This window comes from Pseudomonas sp., assembly GCF_030690725.1.
Classification (GTDB): Bacteria; Pseudomonadota; Gammaproteobacteria; order Pseudomonadales; family Pseudomonadaceae; genus Aquipseudomonas.
Genome location: NZ_JAUYGD010000053.1, coordinates 170958 through 193936, shown reverse-complemented (window position 1 = coordinate 193936; position 22979 = coordinate 170958). Strand labels below are relative to the sequence as shown.

The window sequence follows — 22979 nt, the reverse complement described above, 5'->3', positions numbered from 1 at the left end:
CTAACCGAACAACTTTTTAGACACATAGCGTCGCGTCGTGACCAAATGGTCATCATCCGTTTGTTAGGCCAACCAACCCCGTATTACGACAAAACCCGCCGGATGGCGGGCTTTGTGTGGGTTACAACCGCCTGTCAGAGGGCGAAGTGTTCCGCCGGCAAACGCATCAGACACTCACTGCCCGCCTCAGCACCGGCCAGGTGGGTGGCGGTACGCGGCAACAGGCGTTTGAAGTAGAACTCGCAGGTGGCCAGCTTGGCCTGGTAGAACGCTGCATCACCCGCGCCCTCCGCCAGCTTCTGCTCGGCAACCAGGGCCATGCGCAGCCAGAAGTACGCCAGGGTGACGTAGCCGGAATACATCAGGTAATCCACCGACGCCGCGCCGACTTCGTCCGGGTTCTTCATCGCCACCATGCCGATCTTCTGGGTCAGCACGCCCCACTGCTGATTGAGCGTCGCCAGTTGGGCGACATAGCCCTTGAGCTGCGGATGCTCGGCCTGGGCCTCACAGAGTTTGTGAACGATCTTGGTAAAGCCACGCAGCAATTTGCCCTGGCTACCGAGCACCTTGCGTCCGAGCAGATCGAGGGCCTGGATGCCGTTGGTGCCTTCGTAGATAGGCGCAATGCGGCAGTCACGCACCAGCTGCTCCATGCCCCACTCGCGGATAAAACCGTGGCCGCCGAATACCTGCATACCGTGGTTGGTCACTTCCAGGCCGGTCTCGGTCATAAAGGCTTTGCAGATCGGCGTGAGGAAAGCCAGCAGGTTCTCCGCCTCTTCACGCTGCTCGGCGCTATCACCACGGTGCGCCTGATCGATCAGCTGCGCGGTGAAATAGGCCAGCGCGCGGTTGCCTTCGTTGAAGGCTTTCATGGTCAGCAGCATGCGCCGCACATCGGGATGCACGATGATCGGGTCGGCGGCTTTATCCGGTGCCTTCGGCCCGGTCAGCGCACGCATCTGCAGCCGCTCAGTGGCGTACTTGATCGCGCCCTGGAAGCTGGTTTCACCCAGACACAGACCCTGCATGCCGGTGCCCAGGCGTGCGTGGTTCATCATGGTGAACATGCAGATGAGGCCCTTGTTGGCCTCGCCGATCAGATAACCGGTGGCGCTATCGAAGTTCATCACGCAAGTGGCGGAAGCCTTGATGCCCATCTTGTGTTCGATCGAGCCGCAGCTGACGCCGTTGCGCGCCCCTGCCTGCCCTTCCGCGTTAGGCAGAAACTTGGGCACGATAAACAGCGAGATACCCTTGGTGCCAGCCGGCGCGTCGGGCAGTTTGGCCAGCACCAGATGCACGATGTTCTCGCTCATATCGTGCTCGCCGGCGGAGATAAAGATCTTGCTGCCGCTGACCGCATAGCTGCCATCGGCCTGGGGCACGGCGCGGGTCTTGATCAGCCCCAGGTCGGTACCGCAGTGGGCTTCGGTCAGGCACATGGTGCCGGTCCAGCTGCCTTCGGTGAGTTTGCTCAGGTAGGTCTGCTTCTGCGCTTCGGTGCCGTGGGCGTGGATCGCCGACATCGCGCCGTGGGTCAGGCCGGGGTACATGCCCCAGGAGGTGTTGCTCGCGCCGACCATTTCCCCGATCAATAGACCGAGGGAATGCGGCAGACCCTGGCCGCCGTAGGCCGGGTCCGCAGCCAGGCCATTCCAGCCACCCTCAACGTACTGGGCAAAGGCTTCCTTGAAACCCTTGGGTGTGGTCACCACGCCATCGTTGATCTGGCATTCCTCTTCATCACCGGAGCGATTCAGCGGGGCCAGCACCTGCTCGCAGAACTTCGCGCCCTCGGCGAGGATCGCGCTGACCATATCCGGGGTGGCGTCGCTGGCGCCCATCGCGGCGTAGCCGGCATGAAAGTCGAAGACCTCGTCGATCAGAAAGTGCATATCGCGCAGGGGGGCTTTGTACTCGGGCATGCTGGCATCTCCGTCAGCTAGAGCGTGGATTAGCTGCCTACGCTACGGCTCATGCGGCGCCTCAACAATCACAGTGCGGATGCTGAATACACTGCCATTAGCCCTGGCAGTCTCAGGTGCGCGCGGTATCCAGCTTGACCGCCCCGCGCCGCTGACCATAACTGCGCACACAGTTACGCCCAGCGCCCTTGGCGTTATACAGCGCCTGGTCGGCGGCCTTGAGCACCTCTTCCGGGCTGCGTTGCTCCAACCCGCGCTCAGCCACGCCCATGCTGACGGTCACCGACACCTGACTCGCCGCGCTGCCGGCCCGCCGTGCCCGCCCCTGCTTATCGTCCTGCGGGCGCTGCTGTTTATCGCGTAGCTGGATGCGGTAGGTCTCGATGGCCTGGCGCACCACTTCAAGATGGGGCAGGCACTCCTCAAGTGTCTTGCCGGGGAACACCAGGGTGAATTCCTCGCCGCCATAACGATAGGCCTTGCCTCCGCCGCCGATCTTGCGCAGCTGAGCGGCGACCAGGCGCAGCACCTGATCGCCGACATCGTGGCCATGGGTGTCGTTGAATTTCTTGAAGTGATCGACATCGGCCATGGCGATCACATAACTGCGGCCTAAGCGTTGCAGGCGTTCATTCAAGGCGCGGCGTCCCGGCAGACCGGTAAGCTCGTCACGGAAGGCCATCTGATAGGCCTCGTGTGCTACTGCGGCGACCAGAATCAGCATGATCTGGCTGCTCATCACATTCAGCGCATTGGGTAGAATAAAGGTGTTCGGCAGCATCCACAGCAGGCCGCACAGCCCCAGCAACTGCGCCGCATGCAACGGCCGCGGCGCACGCAGGTACTGCACCAGCAGCAGAATCAGACCGAGGATAAACACCGGGTAGGCCAGCTGCACCAGCGCCAGCCACTCGACCTGCAGCGCCGGCCAGCGCACCAGCGACAACCAGTGCAGCAACGCCTCGGGAAAGCGCTGCGCCAGGCCCACCGCTACCGCACTGACTGCCAGCAGCACAGCGGCGCGGGCGATCAGGTCCTGCAGCAGATGGGTGCGTTCCTGCCAAGCGGCATACAGGCTGTAGAGCAGCGGCAGCAACAGGCTACACAGATGAAAAATCAGCGCAGCATCACTGCGCACCTGTCCCGTGGCGCGGAAATGATCGACCTGGGTATCGAGCAGAAAGTAGCCGAGGTACAGCGTCAGCAGCAGAAACACCTCGCGCTGACGGCCATAGACCAGGCAGAACGCGCCGCCGAGCAATAGCAGCAGGGTCGGCAGCACATTGAACAGCGAGGTGAAAAACTCGCTCAGCACCGCCAGCCGCGCCAACAGCAAGCCGCCGAGCAGAAGCAGCAGCGAAGGCAGAAAATGACTGAAGCGCACAGCAGCAAGACGCGACAAGACGGGCTCCACACAACAATGAAAAGTGGACAACGCCGCGCAGTTTGCCTGTAACGAGAGTGTTTCGCACGGAACCTGGCAGGCAAATCGACAAGCTGCCTGGGACTTTCGATTAGCCAAAAAAAACCGCCACCCCAAGGGGCAGCGGTTTTTCGACCTGCGCTGGAACTAAGGCTTAGTAGCCCAGAGCGAAGTGCTCTTCGTCCATGTCCATCAGGTTGTTGGCGCCGGACAGCATGGCCTCTACGTGGCTACGGGTACGCGGCAGGATGCGCGCGAAGTAGAAACGAGCGGTCTGCAGCTTGGCCTTGTAGAAGGCTTCGTCTTCAGTACCGGCAGCGATTTTCTCGGCAGCCAGGCGCGCCATGTCAGCCCAGAAGTAGGCCAGGCAGACGTAGCCGGAGTACATCAGGTAGTCCACCGAAGCGGCACCGACTTCTTCGCGGTCTTTCATCGCGGCCATGCCCACTTTCATGGTCAGGTCGCCCCACTCTTTGTTCAGCTTGGCCAGAGGCTCGACGAACGCTTTAACGGCGTCGTTGGCTTCGTTGGCCTGGCAGAACTTGTGCACGATCTTGGTGAAGCCTTTCAGCGCTTCGCCTTGAGTCTGCAGCACTTTACGGCCCAGCAGGTCGAGTGCCTGGATACCGGTGGTGCCTTCGTACAGCATGGAAATACGGCTGTCGCGAACGTTCTGCTCCATGCCCCACTCGGCGATAAAGCCGTGGCCGCCATAGATCTGCACGCCGTGGTTGGCTGCTTCGAAGCCAACTTCGGTCATGAATGCTTTGGCGATTGGCGTGAGGAAAGCCAGCAGTGCGTCAGCTTGCTTCTTCTCAGCTTCGTCTTTGCTGTACTTGACGATATCAACCTGCTTGGCGGTGAAGTACACCATCGCACGGTTGCCTTCGGCGAAAGCTTTCATGGTCAGCAGCATGCGACGCACGTCCGGGTGGACGATGATCGGGTCAGCGGCTTTTTCCGGCGCTTTCGGGCCAGTCAGGGAACGCATTTGCAGACGCTCACGAGCGTACTTCAGGCCACCCTGGAAACCGATTTCAGCGTGAGCCAGACCTTGCAGAGCAGTACCCAGACGCGCGGTGTTCATAAAGGTGAACATGCAGTTCAAGCCTTTGTTCGCCGGGCCGATCAGGTAACCGGTAGCGCCGTCGAAGTTCATCACGCAGGTGGCGTTACCGTGGATGCCCATCTTGTGCTCAAGCGAGCCACAGGAAACGGCGTTACGTGCGCCAACGGTGCCGTCAGCGTTAACCGAGAACTTCGGCACGATAAACAGCGAGATGCCTTTGGTGCCTTGCGGCGCGTCGGGCAGGCGGGCCAGCACGATGTGGACGATGTTATCGGCCATGTCGTGTTCGCCAGCGGAGATAAAGATCTTGGTGCCGGAAACCTTGTACGAACCGTCAGCCTGAGGCTCGGCCTTGGTACGCAGCATGCCCAGGTCGGTGCCGCAATGCGGCTCGGTCAGGCACATGGTGCCGGTCCACTCGCCGGATACCAGCTTGGTCAGGTAGGTGTGCTTCTGCTCGTCGGTGCCGTGCTCGGAGATGGTGTTCATCGCGCCGTGCGACAGGCCTGGGTACATGCCCCACGACCAGTTCGAGGTGCCGACCATTTCGCTGACAACCAGACCCAGGGACTCCGGCAGGCCTTGGCCGCCGTGGTCAACGTCGTGAGCCAGGCTCGGCCAGCCACCTTCTACATACTGCTTGTAGGCAGCTTTGAAGCCGGTTGGGGTTTTCACGCCTTCGGCGGACCAGGTGCAACCTTCGGTGTCACCTACACGATTCAGCGGCGAAAGCACTTGCTCACAGAACTTGGCGCCTTCTTCAAGGATGGCGTCGACCATGTCCGGAGTAGCGTCCTGGCAGCCAGGCAGGCTCTGATAATGCGCTTCGTAGCCGAGCAGTTCGTCGCGTACGAAACGGATATCACGCAAGGGGGCCTTGTAATCAGGCATAGCGGTTAACCTCTGCGGTGGATTCTTAGTGTGTAGGTGACCGGATATTCGGTCGTTTTCGGGAGCAATCCCGGCGCTCGCCTGCCCCTTGGCAACCGAGCTAATCAAACAAGCGTTTGAAACATACGTTTATGCCTATTTAATGTCAAGCACCCCTAACGCCGTTCAGGCCACCAGATCGACAACCGGGGCCGCCGTCTGCAAACCGCTGAGCTGCCTGTACAGATCAAGACTAGGTGGTGGCGGCAGATCCTGCTGGACGGGCGCGGTGGATTTTTCCTCCTCCTCGGGCTTCTTTTCGTCCTCTTGTTTACGCTGCTCGGCACGCGCTTCACTGGCGGCTTCTGCCTCACTGCGCTGCTGTTGCGCCAACTGGGCACGCGCTTCGGCCATTTGCGCCTGGGCTTGCGCCGCCACCTGACGATCCTGCGCCGACGGTTCGGCTGGCGCCAGGGCCGCGCGAATCACCACCTCCATCTTGCGCAGGGTGGCTTCGGGGTCGTTGGGGATTGGGCTGGCATCGATGCCCACCTCACCGCCTACCGCATAGCGCTTGCCGTCCGGGCCGCGCTCATAGGTGTAGCTCGGCGCCCCGGCATAGCGCCCACCGACGGCAGCGTGCGCCTGCTCGTGGGTGCGCACCTCCTGATCACGACTGACCAGTTTGGCGATTTCCAGTTGCTCAAGGCGTTGCTGCTGCGGGCTGGGCTCGCCTTCGCGGCTTTTGGCTTTATCGGGATTGGCCGAGGTGTCGGCAGGTTTATCGGCTTCTTCACGCGCCGACGCCGATTGCTCATCGGCCAGCGGTTGGGCGGCAGTTACCGGCGCCTGGGCGGCGCGGGTGATATCGGGGGACACATCAGGGGAAACATTGGACGCAAGAGGCCGAGCCGGCAGTAGAGTTGCTGCAGGCGCAGGATAAGACGTTGCGCCGCCAATCTGCATGCAATGACTCCTCGCCCCTGACTGCTAAAACTCCGTAACAGAGCCGGACTACGCTAGGGGCAAGCGTATCAAGCCGTGGTATCGATCAGGGTGCCGAGCACCTCATCGGCAGTCTTCACCACTTTGGCGCCCGCTTCCGCCTCATTCTGACCTTGGCGCAGGGCGACCAGACTTTCCGCCAGGTCGGGACGAGTCTGCTCGGCCGAGCTCGGCGCAGGGTTGACCTGATTGGCCGGCGGTGTGGAGGTCGGCTGCTGTGGCTGGGTAACCGCATTGCTGGCGATATCCGCCGCAGCCTGATCGACCCGGCGCTGGCCGGACTGAATGGTGCTGATGCCCGAGTTGAAGGCGCTTCCAGAAATTTCCATGCCCAAGCTCCCGCTATGGCAAACCACTAACGGCTTTAATTGAAGCAGAAATTGCTCGAAAAACGTACAAGCAAAAGGCTATGGCACTTGGCCTGCTTATAGCGCGCGGTGCAATAGATCGAGATTGAGATAGCCAGAAACCGCAGCCGGCGTGGCCTCGGCCAGGCGCGGCAGATAACCCAGACAGGGGGCAGGCAGACGCTCGGCCAGGGTCGCCAGATTGTCCCCAAGACGCGAAGTCTGCGGATCGACCAGATTGGCCACCCAGCCCGCCAGCGGCAGGCCGTCGCGCAGAATCGCTTCAGCGCTGAGCAATGCCTGGTTGATGCAGCCCAGACGCACGCCGACCACCAGAATCACCGGCAACTGCAGGGCAATCGCCAGATCCGAAAGCGCCGCATCCCCGGCCAGCGGTACGCGCCAGCCACCCGCACCTTCGACCAAGGTGAAGTCCGCCTGCTTGTCCAGAATCGCCTGCACCGGCCCTTGCAGCGCGGCAACATCCAGCAATACACCCGCCTCGCGCGCAGCCAGATGCGGAGCAATCGCCGGCTCGAATGCCAGCGGATTGACCTCTTCGTAGCGCAGCGCCAGGGTGCATTCGCCGAGCAATGCCAGGGCGTCGTCGTTGCGCAGGCCATCCACTGTGCGCACGCAGCCGGAGGCCACCGGCTTGGCCGCAGCAGTCGACAGCCCCGCCATTCGTGCCGCGTGCAGCAGCCCGGCGGCGATGGTGGTTTTGCCGATTTCGGTGTCGGTGCCGGTCACGAAAAATGCTTGGCTCATAAAGATCTCTGGTGAGGAGTAGTGACGACGTGCTGCAGACATTCAGGGCAGGCCGCGCTTATCTCAACCCTTGCGCAATACGCCGTAAACCACCTGATAGGTCGCCGGCAGTCCTTGAGGCTGACGGAACTGTTCGTAGGCATTGAGCAACGCCAGCATGCGCGCCCGCCCGGTCAGGCCACCTGGACGGCCAGGGTTGAGGTTGTGCGCGCCGAGGGCTTTCAGCTCATGGGTCAGGCTGCGTACATCGGGGTAATAAAGCGTCTCAGGCGTGGTTTGCAGGCTGAGCAGCGTCAGCCCGCTGTCACCGCACAGCTGCTGATAATCCTCAAAACGGCGGAAGCGATTGACGTGGACAAAGCCATCCACCGCCTGCCAGCTGTCGCGCAGCTCCTGCAGGGTGCCGACACACAGGCTGCTAAACGCCAGCACGCCACCTGGGCGCAGCACCCGTGCGGCTTCACTGAGCACCGCGGAGAAGTCCGCGCACCACTGCAGCGCCAGGCTGGAAAACAGCAAATCGCAGGACGCACTTTGCAGCGGCAAACGCTCGGCATCGCCGGCAATAAACTGCTGCGCACCACCCAATGGCCGGGCGTGCTGCAGCATGCCTTCGGCGATATCCACAGCAACGCCCTGGCTGATCGGAAAACGCTCACCCAGCGCGCGACTGAAATAGCCGGTGCCACAGCCTAGATCGAGCCAACGCGCCGGGTTGATCGCCGCCGGCAACTGCCCTAGCAATTGCTGGCCCACGTTGCGCTGCAGAGCCGCCACGCTGTCATAGCTTTGCGCCGCGCGGGAGAACGACGCCGCTACCTGACGTTTATCCGGCAGGCCGCCGAGGGGGTTATGCGCCAGATCAGTCATCACCGGCCTCATGCAGAAAGGCCTGAATCGCCGCGGCAATTTCATGCGGGCGCTCCAGGGCAAAAGCGTGACTGGCGTTATCGATCAGACCGATCTCGACATCCGGTAGCAGCGCCAGCAAGGCCGGGGCGGCAGCCGCAGGCACCAAGGCATCCTGGCCGGCGAACAGATGCAGCTGCGGGCCGACAAAGGCTTGCAGCGCTGCGCGCGCGTCCAGGTTGGCGAGCAGATCCAGCCCGGCCAGCAGTGCCTCGGGCTGCACCTGCGGAGCCGCCGCCAGCAACTGCCGCGACAGGCCGCGAGCATCCGCCGCGCCCTGGGCGCAAAGTAGGGTAAACCGCTTCAGGGTAGCGGACGCATCAGCGGCGCAGCCCTGGCGGAAAGCCTTAAACGTCTCGGCGGGCATAGCCGCAGGCCAGCCTGGCTCAGCAACAAAACGCAGATTGCTGGCCAGAGTCAGCAGCCCGCTGCAGCGTTCGCCACGGCGCGCTGCCAGTTCAGCGGCAAGCATGCCGCCGAGGGACCAGCCGCCAAGCCAGGCATCCTCAGGCAGGTTGGCGTCGAGTTCGTCCAGCCAGTCGGCTGGGTCGCTAGAAACCAATAAAGGCAGCGGCTCGACCTGCACCTGCAAACGCGGATCGAGGCCGCGCAAGGCCTCGGCCAGCGGCTGCAGAGGCGCAGTGCCAAGGCCCCAGCCAGGCAACAGAATCAGTCGATCACGCATGCGCGACGGCCTCGCCAGCCAGCAGAGGCCAGCACTCGGCCAGAGCCTCCAGCAGCAGTTCCAGCTGCTCCAGGCTATGGGCAGCGGACAGGGTGACGCGCAGACGGGCGCTGCCGGCCGGCACGGTGGGCGGGCGAATGGCGGTGACCAGTAGGCCGCGCTCACGCAGCATCTGCGACAGCTGCATGGCGCGGCCGCTATCGCCGATCAGGATTGGTTGAATCGGCGTGGCGCTGTCCATCAGCTCCAGGCCGATGGCCTGGGCACCTTCGCGGAACCGTTTGATCAGGGCATTCAGGTGCTCGCGCCGCCAATGTTCGCTGCGCAGCAACTCCAGGCTTTTCAGGGTGGCGCAGGCCAGCGCCGGTGGCTGACTGGTGGTGTAGATATAGGGCCGGGCGAACTGCACCAGGGTCTCGATCAGCTCCTCGCTGCCTGCGACAAAGGCGCCAGCGGTACCGAAGGCCTTGCCCAAGGTACCGACCAGCACCTGCACATCATCCAGGCCCAGGCCGAAGTGCTCGACAATCCCGCCGCCGGTGGCGCCCAGCGGGCCGAAACCATGGGCATCATCGACCATCACCCAGGCATTGGCGCGGCGCGCTTCGGCGCACAGTGAAGGCAGATCAGCCAGGTCGCCATCCATGCTGAATACGCCGTCGGTGACGATCAGGGTATTGCCGCTGACCTTGCGCAGGCGATTGGCCAGGCTGACGCCATCGTTATGCAGATAACGGGAAAAGCGCGCGCCGCTGAGCAAGCCGGCATCCAGCAGGGACGCGTGGTTAAGCCGATCCTCCAGCACGCTATCGCCCTGCCCGACCAGCGCGGTGACCGCACCGAGGTTGGCCATATAACCGGTGGAAAACAGCAGCGCACGGGGGCGCCCGGTGAACTCGGCCAGCGCTTCTTCGAGCTGCTGATGCGGCGTGCTGTGGCCGATCACCAGATGCGAGGCGCCGCCGCCCACGCCCCACTTCTGCGCACCGGCGCGCCAGGCGTCGATCACCTGCGGATGATTGGCCAGGCCAAGGTAATCGTTGGAGCAGAAGGCCAGCAGCTGCCGGCCATCGACCGTAACCAGCGGCCCCTGCGGTGACTCAAGCAAGGGCCGCTGGCGATAGAGATTGGTAGTGCGGCGCTCGGCAAGGCGGGCGGACAGATCGAAGGGCATGCAAGCCTCGGAAAAGCGACGATGTAGGAGCGCGGGGGGACGCCTAGTTCCATGCCCGCGAAAGGCTCGCAACCTTCGCGGGCAGGGCCCGCTCCTACCGGTTCGAAGGGATTAGACCGCTGCGTTATAGAACAGCTTGGAATCGCGCTGTTCGACCAGCGCCTGCTCAATGGCTGCCTGGTGCACCTCGTCGGCGTGTTCTTCGCGCTCTTCCGGCTTGATGCCGAGGCGAGCGAACAACTGCATGTCCTGGTTGGCTTGCGGGTTGGCGGTGGTCAGCAGTTTCTCGCCATAGAAAATTGAGTTGGCACCGGCAAAGAACGCCAGGGCCTGCATCTGCTCGTTCATCGCCTCGCGGCCAGCGGACAGGCGCACGTGCGACTGCGGCATCATGATCCGCGCCACGGCGAGCATGCGGATAAAGTCGAACGGATCGACATCCTGCTCATCGGCCAGCGGCGTGCCTTTGACTTTCACCAGCATGTTGATCGGCACCGATTCCGGATGCTCCGGCAGGTTGGCCAACTGAATCAGCAGGCCGGCGCGGTCGTCCAGCGACTCGCCCATGCCGAGGATGCCGCCGGAGCAGATCTTCATCCCCGAATCACGTACGTAGGCCAGAGTTTCCAGGCGTTCGCCGTAAGTGCGGGTGGTGATGATGTTGCCGTAGAACTCCGGCGAGGTGTCCAGGTTGTGGTTGTAGTAGTCCAGGCCGGCAGCCGCCAGGGCCTGGGTCTGCTCTTTATCCAGCTTGCCCAGAGTCATGCAGGTTTCCAGGCCCAGGGCCTTGACGCCTTCGACCATTTTCAGCACGTAGGGCATATCCTTGGCCGACGGGTGTTTCCAGGCCGCGCCCATGCAGAAACGCGTAGAGCCGATGGCCTTGGCCTCGGCGGCGGCCTCCAGCACCTTCTGCACTTCCAGCAGTTTTTCCTTTTCCAGACCGGTGTTGTAGTGGCCGGACTGCGGGCAGTACTTGCAGTCTTCCGGGCAGGCGCCGGTCTTGATCGACAGCAGGGTCGAGACCTGCACGCGGTTCGGGTCGAAGTGCGCGCGGTGCACGGTCTGCGCTTGGAACAGCAGGTCGTTGAACGGTTGTTCGAAGAGCGCCTTGACCTCATTAAGAGTCCAGTCGTGACGCAGGTTGGCGGCGGTGGTGGCGCTCATCGGTAATTCCTTATTGTTGGCTGCGCCCTGCTAGATTCAGCGGACGCGACACGGATGTTCGGCATAGTTATGGAAGGCGTATGCGCTGTCAACCCAACTCACAACACCCGGTTTACAACTGGTTAAAAAGCAATCAAAGCTGTTTGCTCTGCGACGAAGCCGCAGACGCCGCGCTGGCCATTTGCACCAGCTGCGAAGCCGAGCTGCCGTGGCTCGGCGGGCATTGTCAGGTCTGCGCCCTGCCGCTGCCCAGCCACGGCTTGGTCTGCGGGGCCTGCCTGAAAAAGCCGCCCAGCTTTAGCAAGGTCGAAGTGCCCTGGCGCTACGCCTTCCCCATCGACAGCCTGATTACCCGGTTCAAGCATCAGGCCAAGTGGCCATTGGGACGTCTGCTCGGCGAGCTTTTGTCACAGCATCTGCAACATGCCTTCGATGAAGGGCTGCCGCGCCCCGATCTGCTGCTGCCCGTACCGCTGGCGGACAAGCGCCAACGCCAGCGTGGCTTCAACCAGGCCGGTCTGCTCGCTGAATGGCTGAGCGCCAGCCTGCAACTGCCGCTGCAGGCACACTGGTTGCAGCGGGTTGTCGACACCCCAGCGCAACAGCAACTGGACGCCGCCACCCGTAAACGCAACCTACGCAAGGCCTTTGCCTTGGCGCCGGGCAGCGTAGTCAGCGGCCTGCATGTGGCGCTAGTCGATGATGTACTGACCACTGGCGCCACCGCCGAAAGCCTGGCGCGGCTATTAAACAAGGCAGGTACGGCGCGGGTTGATGTGTATTGCCTGGCGCGCACGCCAAAGCCAGGCGATTAACCCGCCTCGTAGCCCGGATAAGCCTTGGCGCAATCCGGGAGCACTATCCGAAGTGCTATCCCGGATTGCGCTGCGCTTATCCAGGCTACGAACTGGTGATGGGTATCGCTGCGCTCAACGCCATCCTGCGCAGCGCTCAAACACCGCCCGCCCATGCATAAGCGCTACACTCTGCGGCCAATTACCCCGGAGTCGCCCATGTCCCATCCATTTGCCGCACTCACACCCGACCTGGTGCTGGATGCCGTGGAGAGCATCGGCTACCTCAGCGACGCCCGCGTACTGGCGCTGAACAGCTATGAAAATCGCGTCTACCAGGTCGGCATCGAGGACGAAACGCCGCTGATCGCCAAGTTCTATCGCCCGGACCGCTGGACCGATGAAGCGATTCGCGAGGAGCACAGCTTTACCTTCGAGCTGGCCGAGTGCGAGGTGCCGGTAGTCGCACCCCTGCTGCGCGATGGCGAAACCCTGTTCAGCTATGCCGGCTTTCGTTTTGCGCTGTTCCCACGCCGCGGCGGCCGCGCGCCGGAGCCTGGCAACCTCGACCAACTGTATCGCCTCGGTCAGCTACTCGGCCGCCTGCATGCGGTCGGCTCACTCAAGCCGTTTGCCCACCGTGAAGCCTTGCAGGTGAGCAACTTCGGCCATGCATCGCTGGCCACCCTGCTGGATGGCAACTTTATTCCGCGCAGCCTGCTGCCGGCTTACGAGTCGGTGGCGCGTGACCTGCTCAAGCGCCTGGATGTGCTGTTCGCCGCCAATCCGGTGCAGGCGATCCGTCTGCATGGCGATTGCCACCCCGGCAACCTGCTGTGCCGCGACGACACCTTCCACATGGTCGACCTCGACGACTGCCGCATGGGGCCGGCCGTGCAGGATTTGTGGATGATGCTCGCCGGCGAACGTCACGAGCGCCTCGGCCAACTGTCGGAGCTGATGGATGGTTATCAGGAGTTTCACGACTTCAACCCGCGCGAACTGCCGCTGATCGAAGGCCTGCGCGCCTTGCGCCTGATGCATTACAGCGCCTGGCTGGCGCGCCGCTGGGACGACCCGGCCTTCCCCATGAGTTTCCCCTGGTTTGGCAGCGAGCGTTACTGGGGCGATCAGATTCTGATCCTGCGTGAGCAGCTGTCGGCACTGGATGAAGAACCGCTAAAGCTGTTCTAAACCAGCAACACCTCTAATCGAGAAAGGAGCTCTCTATGTCTATCGTCGAACGCTGGTTTGGTGCGGGCTTTGTTCAACTAAACCCGTTGCTGCAACAGCTACACCAGCAGGGCGGCAAGCTGCACGGACAGGTCGATCTGCAATTGGGTCGAGGTCTTGCCGGGATCGTCGGTGCACGCCTGGCGACGCGTTTGGGTATTCCAACGGAGCACACACGTGTCGCATTCCAAGTGGATATCCATGGCACAGATGACAGCCTGCACTGGAACCGCTGCTTCGCCGATTCCGCCATGCTCTACTCACGCTTTCAGCCCAGTGGCAGCTGGCCGGACGGTTACTGGCTGGAGTCCACCGGGGCACTGACACTGGCCTTGGCGGTAGATATTCGCCAAGGCGGTTGGTACTGGCGGCCGCTCAAGGCTTGGCTGCACGGTGTGCGCATTCCATTATGGCTACTGCCGCGTACCGAGGCCTACAAACGTATTGAAGATGGTCGCTATCACTTCCACGTCGGCTTCAGCCTGCCCCTGCTCGGCAACCTGCTCAGCTATAGCGGGGCGCTGCAACTGGACAGCGCGACAGCCGAGTCGCGCGACCACACGCCATAACAGTTACCGACGTCCTGTAAAGCCAGGCTTACGCTAATTGCCCGCGGGGCGTTAATAACAAAGCTGAACGGCCAGACAAGTCCCTGCTGCCCCGACTAGAATTCCGAGCCTCTAGTTAGCAGCCTAAGCAAGGACCCTGCATGGCCACCGCCAACCCGCGCCGCGGGTATATTCTCGGCCTGACCGCCTACATCATCTGGGGCCTGTTCCCGCTCTACTTCAAAGCCATCCAGAGCGTCCCTGCGCTGGAAATCATCGTTCATCGTGCCCTCTGGTCCGCGCTGTTCGGCGCGCTGTTGCTGCTGGTGTGGAAGCACCCCGGCTGGCTGCGCGAGCTGCTGGATAACCCCAAACGCTTTGCCGTGCTGGCCCTGAGTGGCGTGCTGATCGCCAGTAACTGGCTGGTGTATGTGTGGGCGGTGAATAACGAACGCATGCTTGAGGCCAGCCTGGGCTATTACATCAACCCGCTGGTCAACGTGCTGCTGGGCATGCTGATTCTTGGCGAACGCTTGCGCCGCCTGCAGTGGCTGGCCGTGGCCCTGGCCGCGTTGGGAGTACTGCAACAGCTGTGGCAGGTGGGCAGCATTCCCTGGGTATCGCTGGTACTGGCGCTGACCTTTGGCTTTTATGGACTGATCCGCAAGCAGGCACCGGTGGCCGCATTGCCCGGCCTGGTGGTGGAAACCTGGCTGCTGCTGCCGCTGGCGCTCGGCTGGCTGCTTATGCACCCTGCGGCGATGAGCACCCAGGCTGATTTCTGGAGCACCCCGGAAGCGCTGTGGCTAATCGCCGCCGGGCCGATCACCCTGGTGCCGCTGGTGTGCTTCAACGCCGCCGCCCGCCATCTGCCCTACACCACCCTGGGCTTTCTGCAGTACCTGGCACCAACGCTGGTGCTGTTGCAGGCGATCTTTCTGTTTGATGAGCATTTCGACCCGAGCAAACTGCTGGCCTTTATCTGCATCTGGGCGGGCTTGGCGATCTATAGCGTGGATGCCTGGTTAAGCCTGCGCAAACGCCAGGCTGGCTAGAAAACAACCAGCAGCCTGTAACACCCGAGGCATCTGGCCTACAGCCAGTTGCCCCCGGCTTATCCACAGAAGCATCCCCGGCCTTTGTGCACAACCAACTGCTAAGTGCTTAAAAAATAAGCACTTAGCAAAAAGCCCCGGGGCACTAGGCTATGCTCCGGGGCTCCTCATGCTACGCACAGAGTTATCCACATGGAACGTGGATAAAGCCGTTTACTCCTCGGCCTGCAGCTTTAGCTCCACCATCAGATCATCAGCCAGGGTTTCCAGATGGGTCTGCAACTGCTCCAGACTCAGGCTCTGCGGTACGCCCAGCACAGCCTGGGCCTGGAACAGCAGCTCGCCGCTCATCGGAGCCGGCACCACTTCGGTGTTCAGGCGTTCCAGATTGACGCCATGGCTGCTGAGCAGACGGGTGATATCGCGCACGATGCCTGGGCGATCATTGCCCACCAGTTCCAGGCGAATGGCTTGCCAAACCGTTACCGGCTCGGTGCCGCCGGCAGCGATCTGCACACGGATGCCATGGGCCTGTAACTCCTCCAGCGCGGTGACCAGCCCGGAGTGCGCATCCAGCGGCACATCGACCCGCAGGATTCCGGCGAACTGCCCGGCCATGCGCGACATGCGGCTTTCCAGCCAGTTACCGTCGTGCTCGCTGATGCACTGGGCGATGCGCTCGACCAGACCCGGCTGATCCTGGGCAATAACCGTCAATACCAGATGGTCCATGAACAACTCCTTATACGAGGCTTATTTGAGCGCCAGCCAATAGGTAAAAAACACCTCATCACGCACATAACCCAGGCGTTCGTAGAGGGCTTGTCCTGGCAGATTGCTCTTTGCCGTCTCCAACTGCAAACCGCATGCGCCTGTGGCCTCGGCATGGGCGCGAGCGGCGTTCATCAGCGCTTCGCCAACACCCTGGCGGCGCACCTGCTCACTGACATACAGGTCACTCAGCAGCCAGGCTGGCTGTAATGCCAGCGAAGAGAAAAAGGCATAGAGCTGGACGAAGCCTTGCGCCGCACCGCGTGCATCACGGGCCAGCAGAATGGTCGAATCGTTGTTGCGCAGGCGCGCGGCGAGAAAATCCCGCACCTGCGACTGAGGTTTGGCCACCTCATAAAAGCGCAGATACGCGCCAAACAGCTCGGCCAGTTCGTCCAGATCTGCGGCAGTGGCTGCCTGTATATGCATGGTGATCACTCTCCAGAACGGTGGAGCAGCAGTATAGGCAGGCGCGCCTTGAGCAAGCAGATCGAGAAACACACACAATAAACTGTGTACTGTTTTTTAACTTTTATGAAACAATATTCAACGCTAACCGCGACAATACGCCACACATGGTGACTGCAAAGCACTTCTTGGTCGCAGAGCGACGCGCACCCACTGATTTTCCCCGGATCTTGATGTAGTATGCCGCGCCTCGGACTACATGACGTATTTCCCATGTCCGACGCGGCTATTGAGTAGAGCTGAGCAGAGTGAGGCAAGTGATGACTGAACGCGTTCAAGTAGGCAGCCTGCAGGTTGCCAAAGTGCTGTTCGACTTCGTGAATAACGAAGCCATCCCCGGTACCGGCATCGCTGCCGACAAGTTCTGGGCGGGTGCCGAAGCGGTCATCAATGACCTGGCCCCGAAAAACCGTGCGCTGCTCGCCAAACGCGATGCGATTCAGGCGCAGATCGACGGCTGGCACCAGGCCCGCGCAGGCCAGGCCCATGACGCCGCTGCCTACAAAGCCTTCCTTGAGGAAATCGGTTACCTGCTGCCAGAGCCGGCTGACTTCCAGGCCACCACGCAGAACGTCGACGAAGAAATTGCCCGTCTGGCCGGCCCGCAGCTGGTAGTACCGGTGATGAACGCGCGTTTCGCCCTCAACGCCTCCAACGCCCGCTGGGGTTCGCTGTACGACGCCCTGTACGGCACCGACGTGATCAGCGAAGAAGGCGGCGCCGAGAAAGGCCGTGGCTACAACAAGGTGCGCGGCGACAAGGTAATTGCCTTCGCCCGCGCCTTCCTCGACGACGCCGCGCCGCTGGCTGCTGGCTCCCACGTCGACTCCACCGGTTACCGCATCGAAGCCGGCAAGCTGGTTGTCAGCCTCAAAGGCGGCAGCAACAGCGGCCTGCGTGACGACGCGCAGCTGGTTGGTTTCCAGGGCGCAAGCGACGCGCCTATCGCCATACTGCTCAAGCACAACGGCCTGCATTTCGAAATTCAGATCGATGCCAACACCCCAGTCGGCCAGACCGACGCCGCTGGCGTTAAAGACGTGCTGATGGAAGCTGCGCTGACCACCATCATGGACTGCGAAGACTCCGTAGCGGCCGTCGATGCTGACGACAAAGTGGTGATCTACAAAAACTGGCTCGGCCTGATGAAGGGCGACCTGGCGGAAGAAGTGGCCAAAGGCGGCCAGACCTTCACCCGCACCATGAACCCGGATCGCGTCTACACCAAGACCGACGGTAGCGAGCTGACCCTGCACGGTCGCAGCCTGCTGTTCGTGCGCAATGTCGGCCACCTGATGACCAACCCAGCGATTCTCGATGCCCAGGGCAACGAGATTCCGGAGGGCATCCAAGACGCGTTGTTCACCAGCCTGATCGCCATCCACAACCTGAATGGCAACACCAGCCGCAAGAACACCCGCACCGGCTCGGTCTATATCGTTAAGCCGAAGATGCACGGCCCGGAAGAAGTGGCCTTCACCACCGAAATCTTCGGTCGCGTTGAAGACGTCCTTGGCCTGACGCGCAACACCCTGAAAGTCGGCATCATGGACGAAGAGCGCCGCACCACCGTCAACCTGAAAGCCTGCATCAAGGCCGCCAGCGAGCGCGTGGTGTTTATCAACACCGGCTTCCTCGACCGTACCGGTGACGAAATCCACACCTCCATGGAAGCTGGCGCCGTCGTGCGCAAGGCCGCCATGAAGTCCGAGAAGTGGATCAGCGCCTACGAAAACTGGAACGTCGATATCGGCCTGGCCACCGGCCTGCAAGGTCGCGCGCAGATCGGTAAAGGCATGTGGGCCATGCCTGACCTGATGGCCGGTATGCTCGAGCAGAAGATCGCTCACCCACTGGCCGGTGCCAACACCGCCTGGGTACCGTCGCCGACCGCCGCCGCACTGCACGCGCTGCACTACCACAAGGTCGACGTGTTCGCCCGTCAGGCCGAACTGGCCCAACGCGCCCGCGCGTCGATCGACGATATCCTGAGCATTCCGCTGGCCAAGGACACCAACTGGTCGGCTGACGAAATCCAGAACGAACTGGACAACAACTCCCAGGGCATCCTCGGTTATGTAGTGCGCTGGATCGACCAGGGCGTCGGCTGCTCCAAGGTGCCGGACATCAATGACGTTGGCCTGATGGAAGACCGCGCTACCCTGCGCATCTCCAGCCAGCTGCTGGCCAACTGGCTGCGTCATGGCATCGCCACTGAAGAGCAGATCGTTGCCAGCCTCAAGCGCATGGCCCCGGTGGTTGACCGGCAGAACGCGGCTGACCCGCTGTACCGTCCGCTGGCACCGAACTTCGACAGCAACATCGCCTTCCAGGCTGCCCTGGAACTGGTGGTCGAAGGCGCCAAGCAGCCGAACGGCTACACCGAGCCAGTCCTGCACCGCCGCCGCCGCGAGTTCAAAGCCGCCAACGGCCTGTAACCCGCAGCTGTAGCCACATAAAAAACCGCCCTTATGGGCGGTTTTTTATTGCGGCCAAAAACCCTGCGACAGACCGCGCCAGGCCGTGGCTGGCTTCTAGACTTACGTCCAATGGCCCGGGCGACCGCAAAGGCCGATCATGCCTATATAGCCAACTCCCGAGGCCGCCCATGAGCAGCGCAGACGCAATCGCCCAGGCAGGCAAGACGGCGGTGCTGCAGAACATCCATGGCACCATGGCCTTTCTGCAGAAATTCCCGCCGTTCAACCAGATGGATACCGCGCACCTGGCGTATCTGGTGGAGAACTGTCAGCTGCGTTTCTATGGTGAAGGCGAAACCATCATCAAGCCGACCGACGGCCCGGTTGAGCACTTTTTTATCGTCAAGCAGGGCCGCGTGCATGGCGAGCGCCCGCACTCGGCACGCCGCGGCACGGAAACCACCTTCGAGATCACCACCGGCGAATGCTTCCCGCTGGCCGCACTGATCGGCGAGCGCGCCACCCGTACCGAACACCTGGCCGCCGAAGACACCTTCTGCCTGCTGCTGAACAAGCCGGCCTTTATCAAGCTGTTCTCCCTGTCCAACCCGCTGCGCGACTTTGCCCTGCGCGGGGTCAGCAGCCTGCTCGATCAGGTCAACCAGCAGGTGCAGATGCGCGCGGTGGAAACCCTCGGCGCGCAGTATTCCCTCGACACCCGCCTTGGCCAGTTGGCCATGCGCAACCCGATCAGTTGCGCCCCGGACATGCCGCTGCGCGATGCGGTCAAGCTGATGCACGAGCAGCAGGTCGGCAGCATCGTCATTGTCGACCCGGCGCTGAAACCGCTGGGCATCTTTACCCTGCGTGACCTGCGCCGCGTAGTGGCCGATGGCGTCGATCTGACCCAGCCCATCGACCGCCTGATGACCCAGTCACCCTTCCATCTGCCGCCGGATGCCAGCGCCTTCGATGCGGCGATGGCCATGACCGAACGGCATATCGCCCACGTCTGCCTGGTTGAGCATGGCCAGCTGTGCGGGGTGATTTCCGAGCGTGACCTGTTCAGCTTGCAGCGGGTCGATCTGGTGCATCTGGCGCGCACCATTCGCCACGCCGGGCGGGTGGAAACCCTGGCGGCGCTGCGCAGCGATGTGCGCCAACTGGTCGACAGCATGCTCGCCCACGGCGCCAGTTCGACGCAGATCACCCAGCTGATCACCCTGCTCAACGACCACACCGTCTGCCGAGTGATCGAACTGACCCTGGAAGATCTAGGCGACCCTGGCGTGCCGTTTACCTGGCTGGTGTTCGGCAGCGAGGGGCGCAGCGAACAGACCCTGCACACCGACCAGGACAACGGCATCCTCTTCGAAGCTGCCGATGCAGCCGAAGCCGCCGCCATTCGCGGCCGCCTGCTGCCGCTGGCCCATGAAATCAACCTGCGCCTGGCGCAGTGCGACTTTACCCTGTGCAAGGGCAATATCATGGCCGGCAACCCCGAGCTGTGCCTGTCGCGCCAGGAGTGGTCGCGGCGTTTCAGCAGTTTTGTGCAGGAAGCCACGCCGGAGAACCTGCTGGCCTCGAGCATCTATTTCGACCTGCGCGCCGTATGGGGCGAAACCGAGGGTTGCGAGCAACTGCGCCAGGGCCTGCTGCAGCAGGTCGCCGGCAATAGTCTGTTTCAGCGCATGCTGGCGGAAAACGCCCTGCGCCAGCGCCCACCCGTGGGCATGTTCCGCGATTTCGTGGTGGCCCGCACAGGTGCAGAGAAAGACACCCTGGACCTCAAAGTGCAGGGCCTGACACCCTTTGTCGACGGTGCCCGCCTGCTGGCCCTGGCCCATGGCGTGGACGCCTGCAACACCCTGGAACGCCTGCGCGCGCTGATTCAGCAAGGGGTGATCGAAGCTCAGGATGGCGCGGCCTATGAAGAGGCCTATCACTACATTCAGCAGGCGCGCATGCAGCAGCACCAGCTGCAGGCGCGCAATGGGCAAGCCTATTCCAACCGCGTCGATCCCGATAATCTCAACCACCTCGACCGGCGCATCCTGCGTGAATCTTTCCGCCAGGCGCAGCGGCTACAGAGCAGCCTGGCTGTGAGGTACCAACTATGAGCAAGTTCACCTGGTTTAGCGGGCGTGGCCCGGCGCTGACCCAACTGCAGCTGCAGCGGCGCGGCAAGCTGGCCGAGCCCTGCGCACTCGATGAGCGCCCGCTGCAGCAGCAGCGCTTGGTCATCCTTGATCTGGAAACCAGCGGGCTGAATATGCGCCGCGATCAGGTGCTGTCGATCGGCGCGGTGGTGATCGACAACGGCGCCATCGATCTTAGCCAGCAGTTCGAATGCACCCTGCAGCGCGACGGCCATCAGGCCAGCGCCAGCACTCTGATCCACGGCATCGCACCCAACGAGATCGCCAATGGCGAGGAGCCGGCCGAAGCCCTGTTGAGTTTTATGGAGTTTGTCGGCGACAGCCCGCTGCTGGCCTTCCATGCCGAGTTCGACCAACGCATGCTCGCTCGCGCCCTTAAGCAAAGCCTGGGCTACCGCTTGCAGCACGCCTTCTTTGATGTCGCCGAGATCGCCCCGCTGGTCTGCCCCAAAGCCAATCTGCCCCACGCCGGGCTAGACGACTGGACGCAGTATTTCGGTCTGCAGGTGCAGCAACGCCACCACGCCAGCGCCGATGCCCTGGTGACTGCAGAGCTGGCGCTGATTCTGTTCAGCAAGGCGCGCCAGCAACAGCTCGATAGCCTGCCGGCACTGCTGCAGCAACTCAACAGCCGTCGCCGCCAGCGCGCGCATTCGATGTAGAACCCTGTTTAACAACCGTAGGAACGGGGGGACGCCTAGTTCCATGCCCGCGAAAGAAATCGCACGCATGACGTGCTCCTACGACAGCTAAAAAGCAGCGCCGCAGAGTGCGCCTACAGATCGCGCATCAGCAGGCCATATTCCAGCTGCACCGCAGGCGGCACCGGCAGGTACAGCACATGACCGTCGCCGGGCGCGACTGCCACCGCCTGGCCCTTGCTGTTTTCCAGCTGTTCGAGGGTAAAACGCAGGTTGCCCTGGGGCGTCATCAGCTCCAGGCCATCGCCGACGGCAAAGCGGTTCTTTACCCGCACCTCGGCCAGCTCACCACGTCGCTCGCCGGTCAGTTCGCCGACAAACTGCTGCTGTTCGGATACCGAACTGCCACGCTGATAGTTCTGATATTCATCGTGCACATGACGGCGCAGAAAGCCCTCGGTGTAGCCGCGATGAGCCAGGGACTCCAGGGTCGTCATCAGGGATTTGTCGAAGGGTTTGCCGGCCACCGCATCATCGATGGCTTTGCGGTACACCTGGGCGGTGCGCGCCACGTAGTAGTGGGATTTGGTACGGCCCTCGATCTTCAGCGAATGCACGCCCATCTGCACCAGGCGTTCGACGTGCTGCACCGCGCGCAAGTCCTTGGAGTTCATGATGTAGGTGCCGTGCTCATCCTCAAAGGCGGCCATCTGCTCGCCGGGGCGGCTGGCATCTTCCAGCAGAAACAGCTGCGCGGTCGGCGCACCCACGCCCAAGGTCGGCTCGACAAGCTGCACCACCTCGCCCAGCTCGTTCTCGCTGGCCGGCTTGGCCTGATACTGCCAGCGACAGGCGTTGGTGCAGCTGCCCTGGTTGGGGTCGCGCTTGTTGATATAGCCCGACAGCAGGCAGCGCCCGGAATAGGCCATGCACAGCGCGCCGTGAACGAAGACTTCCAGCTGCATGCCCGGCACTTCGCTGCGTATCTCGGCGATCTCCTCCAGCGACAGCTCGCGCGATAGAATCACCCGGCTCAAGCCCTGCTGCTTCCAGAACTGCACGCTGGCCCAGTTCACCGCATTGGCCTGCACCGACAGGTGAATCGGCATCTGTGGGAAGTGTTCGCGCACCAGCATGATCAAGCCGGGGTCGGACATGATCAGCGCATCCGGCCCCATCAGCACCACCGGCAGCAGGTCACGCAGAAAGGTCTTCAGCTTGGCGTTATGCGGCGCGATGTTGACCACCACATAGAACTGCTTGCCCTGGGCATGCGCCTCGCGGATACCCGCCTCAAGGTTGTCGTGGTCGAACTCGTTGTTGCGCACCCGCAGGCTGTAGCGCGGCTGCCCGGCGTACACCGCATCCGCGCCGTAAGCGAAGGCGTAGCGCATGTTTTTCAGGGTGCCGGCTGGCGAAAGCAGCTCGGGGTAACGCGGAGTCGATGCCATGGGTCAAGCGCTCAGCCAACAGGGCTGGTCACTCTAGCGCGCCAGTTGTCGGCAGCTATTGATCTGCATCTATGTCATGGCGGTGTCATGG

20 protein-coding genes are annotated in these 22979 nt (G+C 62.3%); 7 read left to right on the top strand and 13 right to left on the bottom strand.

All coding sequences use genetic code 11. From position 1 onward, the window contains the following. Positions 1–134: 134 nt before the first annotated feature. From Q8O69_RS13530 to bioB, 10 genes are all read right to left on the bottom strand, one after another. Positions 135–1931, bottom strand: a complete 1797-nt coding sequence (locus tag Q8O69_RS13530; protein ID WP_305592835.1) for an acyl-CoA dehydrogenase C-terminal domain-containing protein — start codon at positions 1929–1931, stop codon at positions 135–137. Positions 1932–2043: 112 nt separating this feature from the next. Next, complete coding sequence (locus Q8O69_RS13525; RefSeq protein WP_305592834.1) at positions 2044–3333, bottom strand: GGDEF domain-containing protein; 1290 nt, start codon at positions 3331–3333, stop codon at positions 2044–2046. Positions 3334–3508: 175 nt separating this feature from the next. After that, complete coding sequence (locus Q8O69_RS13520) at positions 3509–5314, bottom strand: phenylacyl-CoA dehydrogenase (protein WP_275962337.1); 1806 nt, start codon at positions 5312–5314, stop codon at positions 3509–3511. A 165-nt stretch (positions 5315–5479) separates the two neighbouring features. Next, positions 5480–6172, bottom strand: coding sequence for a putative metalloprotease CJM1_0395 family protein (locus tag Q8O69_RS13515; RefSeq protein WP_371136134.1), 693 nt, complete (start codon positions 6170–6172; stop codon positions 5480–5482). Between the two features lie 155 nt (positions 6173–6327). Then, positions 6328–6627, bottom strand: a complete 300-nt coding sequence (locus tag Q8O69_RS13510; protein ID WP_160014726.1) for a hypothetical protein — start codon at positions 6625–6627, stop codon at positions 6328–6330. A 96-nt stretch (positions 6628–6723) separates the two neighbouring features. Next, positions 6724–7413 (bottom strand): dethiobiotin synthase, encoded by a 690-nt coding sequence (gene bioD / locus Q8O69_RS13505; protein WP_305592832.1) that lies wholly within the window; start codon positions 7411–7413, stop codon positions 6724–6726. A gap of 63 nt (positions 7414–7476) precedes the next feature. Further along, complete coding sequence (gene bioC / locus Q8O69_RS13500; RefSeq protein ID WP_305592831.1) at positions 7477–8283, bottom strand: malonyl-ACP O-methyltransferase BioC; 807 nt, start codon at positions 8281–8283, stop codon at positions 7477–7479. Next, positions 8276–9007: an alpha/beta fold hydrolase gene (locus Q8O69_RS13495; protein WP_305592830.1), complete on the bottom strand. Its 732-nt coding sequence runs from the start codon at positions 9005–9007 to the stop codon at positions 8276–8278. Before Q8O69_RS13495 ends, bioC begins: the two co-directional genes overlap by 8 nt. Then, positions 9000–10181, bottom strand: coding sequence for an 8-amino-7-oxononanoate synthase (gene bioF, locus Q8O69_RS13490; RefSeq protein ID WP_305592829.1), 1182 nt, complete (start codon positions 10179–10181; stop codon positions 9000–9002). The genes Q8O69_RS13495 and bioF overlap by 8 nt, the downstream gene beginning before the upstream one ends. A gap of 111 nt (positions 10182–10292) precedes the next feature. Beyond that, positions 10293–11348 carry a biotin synthase BioB gene (gene bioB / locus Q8O69_RS13485; protein ID WP_305592828.1) on the bottom strand — a complete coding sequence of 352 codons (1056 nt, stop codon included), beginning with the start codon at positions 11346–11348 and terminating at the stop codon, positions 10293–10295. An 80-nt stretch (positions 11349–11428) separates the two neighbouring features. Between bioB and Q8O69_RS13480 the strand changes: the two genes are divergently transcribed. The 4 genes from Q8O69_RS13480 to rarD all read left to right on the top strand — a co-directional run bounded on the left by Q8O69_RS13480 (position 11429) and on the right by rarD (position 14978). Next, positions 11429–12163 carry a ComF family protein gene (locus Q8O69_RS13480; RefSeq protein ID WP_305592827.1) on the top strand — a complete coding sequence of 245 codons (735 nt, stop codon included), beginning with the start codon at positions 11429–11431 and terminating at the stop codon, positions 12161–12163. Positions 12164–12361: 198 nt separating this feature from the next. Next, positions 12362–13336: a serine/threonine protein kinase gene (locus tag Q8O69_RS13475; protein ID WP_305592826.1), complete on the top strand. Its 975-nt coding sequence runs from the start codon at positions 12362–12364 to the stop codon at positions 13334–13336. A 35-nt stretch (positions 13337–13371) separates the two neighbouring features. Beyond that, positions 13372–13944 (top strand): DUF4166 domain-containing protein, encoded by a 573-nt coding sequence (locus Q8O69_RS13470; protein WP_305592825.1) that lies wholly within the window; start codon positions 13372–13374, stop codon positions 13942–13944. A 140-nt stretch (positions 13945–14084) separates the two neighbouring features. Then, a complete protein-coding gene (gene rarD / locus Q8O69_RS13465; protein WP_305592824.1) occupies positions 14085–14978 on the top strand; it encodes an EamA family transporter RarD in 894 nt (297 codons plus the stop codon). Positions 14979–15191: 213 nt separating this feature from the next. Here the strand turns inward: rarD and Q8O69_RS13460 are convergent, their stop codons facing one another. Both Q8O69_RS13460 and Q8O69_RS13455 read right to left on the bottom strand, forming a co-directional pair. Continuing rightward, positions 15192–15710: a glycine cleavage system protein R gene (locus Q8O69_RS13460; RefSeq protein ID WP_305592823.1), complete on the bottom strand. Its 519-nt coding sequence runs from the start codon at positions 15708–15710 to the stop codon at positions 15192–15194. A 21-nt stretch (positions 15711–15731) separates the two neighbouring features. Continuing rightward, positions 15732–16178, bottom strand: coding sequence for a GNAT family N-acetyltransferase (locus Q8O69_RS13455; RefSeq protein ID WP_305592822.1), 447 nt, complete (start codon positions 16176–16178; stop codon positions 15732–15734). Positions 16179–16477: 299 nt separating this feature from the next. Here Q8O69_RS13455 and Q8O69_RS13450 point away from each other — a divergent pair, with 299 nt between their 5' ends. The 3 genes from Q8O69_RS13450 to Q8O69_RS13440 all read left to right on the top strand — a co-directional run bounded on the left by Q8O69_RS13450 (position 16478) and on the right by Q8O69_RS13440 (position 21458). Further along, the gene (locus Q8O69_RS13450; protein WP_305592821.1) at positions 16478–18655 is read left to right on the top strand and encodes a malate synthase G; all 2178 of its coding nucleotides are present in this window, start codon (positions 16478–16480) and stop codon (positions 18653–18655) included. Positions 18656–18825: 170 nt separating this feature from the next. Further along, positions 18826–20757, top strand: coding sequence for a putative nucleotidyltransferase substrate binding domain-containing protein (locus tag Q8O69_RS13445; RefSeq protein WP_305592820.1), 1932 nt, complete (start codon positions 18826–18828; stop codon positions 20755–20757). Beyond that, positions 20754–21458 carry a PolC-type DNA polymerase III gene (locus Q8O69_RS13440; RefSeq protein ID WP_305592819.1) on the top strand — a complete coding sequence of 235 codons (705 nt, stop codon included), beginning with the start codon at positions 20754–20756 and terminating at the stop codon, positions 21456–21458. The genes Q8O69_RS13445 and Q8O69_RS13440 overlap by 4 nt, the downstream gene beginning before the upstream one ends. A 113-nt stretch (positions 21459–21571) precedes the next feature. Here the strand turns inward: Q8O69_RS13440 and yegQ are convergent, their stop codons facing one another. Continuing rightward, positions 21572–22888, bottom strand: a complete 1317-nt coding sequence (gene yegQ / locus Q8O69_RS13435; protein ID WP_305592818.1) for a tRNA 5-hydroxyuridine modification protein YegQ — start codon at positions 22886–22888, stop codon at positions 21572–21574. Positions 22889–22979 lie beyond the last annotated feature (91 nt).

Bases quoted from the DNA above. Each gene is read 5' to 3' on its own strand.
- Q8O69_RS13530 (WP_305592835.1), bottom strand. From the start codon at position 1,931: ATGCCCGAGTACAAAGCCCCCCTGCGCGATATGCACTTTCTGATCGAC.
- Q8O69_RS13520 (WP_275962337.1), bottom strand. From the start codon at position 5,314: ATGCCTGATTACAAGGCCCCCTTGCGTGATATCCGTTTCGTACGCGAC.
- Q8O69_RS13510 (WP_160014726.1), bottom strand. From the start codon at position 6,627: ATGGAAATTTCTGGAAGCGCCTTCAACTCGGGCATCAGCACCATTCAG.
- bioD (WP_305592832.1), bottom strand. From the start codon at position 7,413: ATGAGCCAAGCATTTTTCGTGACCGGCACCGACACCGAAATCGGCAAA.
- bioC (WP_305592831.1), bottom strand. From the start codon at position 8,283: ATGACTGATCTGGCGCATAACCCCCTCGGCGGCCTGCCGGATAAACGT.
- Q8O69_RS13495 (WP_305592830.1), bottom strand. From the start codon at position 9,007: ATGCGTGATCGACTGATTCTGTTGCCTGGCTGGGGCCTTGGCACTGCG.
- bioF (WP_305592829.1), bottom strand. From the start codon at position 10,181: ATGCCCTTCGATCTGTCCGCCCGCCTTGCCGAGCGCCGCACTACCAAT.
- bioB (WP_305592828.1), bottom strand. From the start codon at position 11,348: ATGAGCGCCACCACCGCCGCCAACCTGCGTCACGACTGGACTCTTAAT.
- Q8O69_RS13480 (WP_305592827.1), top strand. From the start codon at position 11,429: ATGCGCTGTCAACCCAACTCACAACACCCGGTTTACAACTGGTTAAAA.
- Q8O69_RS13475 (WP_305592826.1), top strand. From the start codon at position 12,362: ATGTCCCATCCATTTGCCGCACTCACACCCGACCTGGTGCTGGATGCC.
- Q8O69_RS13470 (WP_305592825.1), top strand. From the start codon at position 13,372: ATGTCTATCGTCGAACGCTGGTTTGGTGCGGGCTTTGTTCAACTAAAC.
- rarD (WP_305592824.1), top strand. From the start codon at position 14,085: ATGGCCACCGCCAACCCGCGCCGCGGGTATATTCTCGGCCTGACCGCC.
- Q8O69_RS13460 (WP_305592823.1), bottom strand. From the start codon at position 15,710: ATGGACCATCTGGTATTGACGGTTATTGCCCAGGATCAGCCGGGTCTG.
- Q8O69_RS13455 (WP_305592822.1), bottom strand. From the start codon at position 16,178: ATGCATATACAGGCAGCCACTGCCGCAGATCTGGACGAACTGGCCGAG.
- Q8O69_RS13450 (WP_305592821.1), top strand. From the start codon at position 16,478: ATGACTGAACGCGTTCAAGTAGGCAGCCTGCAGGTTGCCAAAGTGCTG.
- Q8O69_RS13445 (WP_305592820.1), top strand. From the start codon at position 18,826: ATGAGCAGCGCAGACGCAATCGCCCAGGCAGGCAAGACGGCGGTGCTG.
- Q8O69_RS13440 (WP_305592819.1), top strand. From the start codon at position 20,754: ATGAGCAAGTTCACCTGGTTTAGCGGGCGTGGCCCGGCGCTGACCCAA.
- yegQ (WP_305592818.1), bottom strand. From the start codon at position 22,888: ATGGCATCGACTCCGCGTTACCCCGAGCTGCTTTCGCCAGCCGGCACC.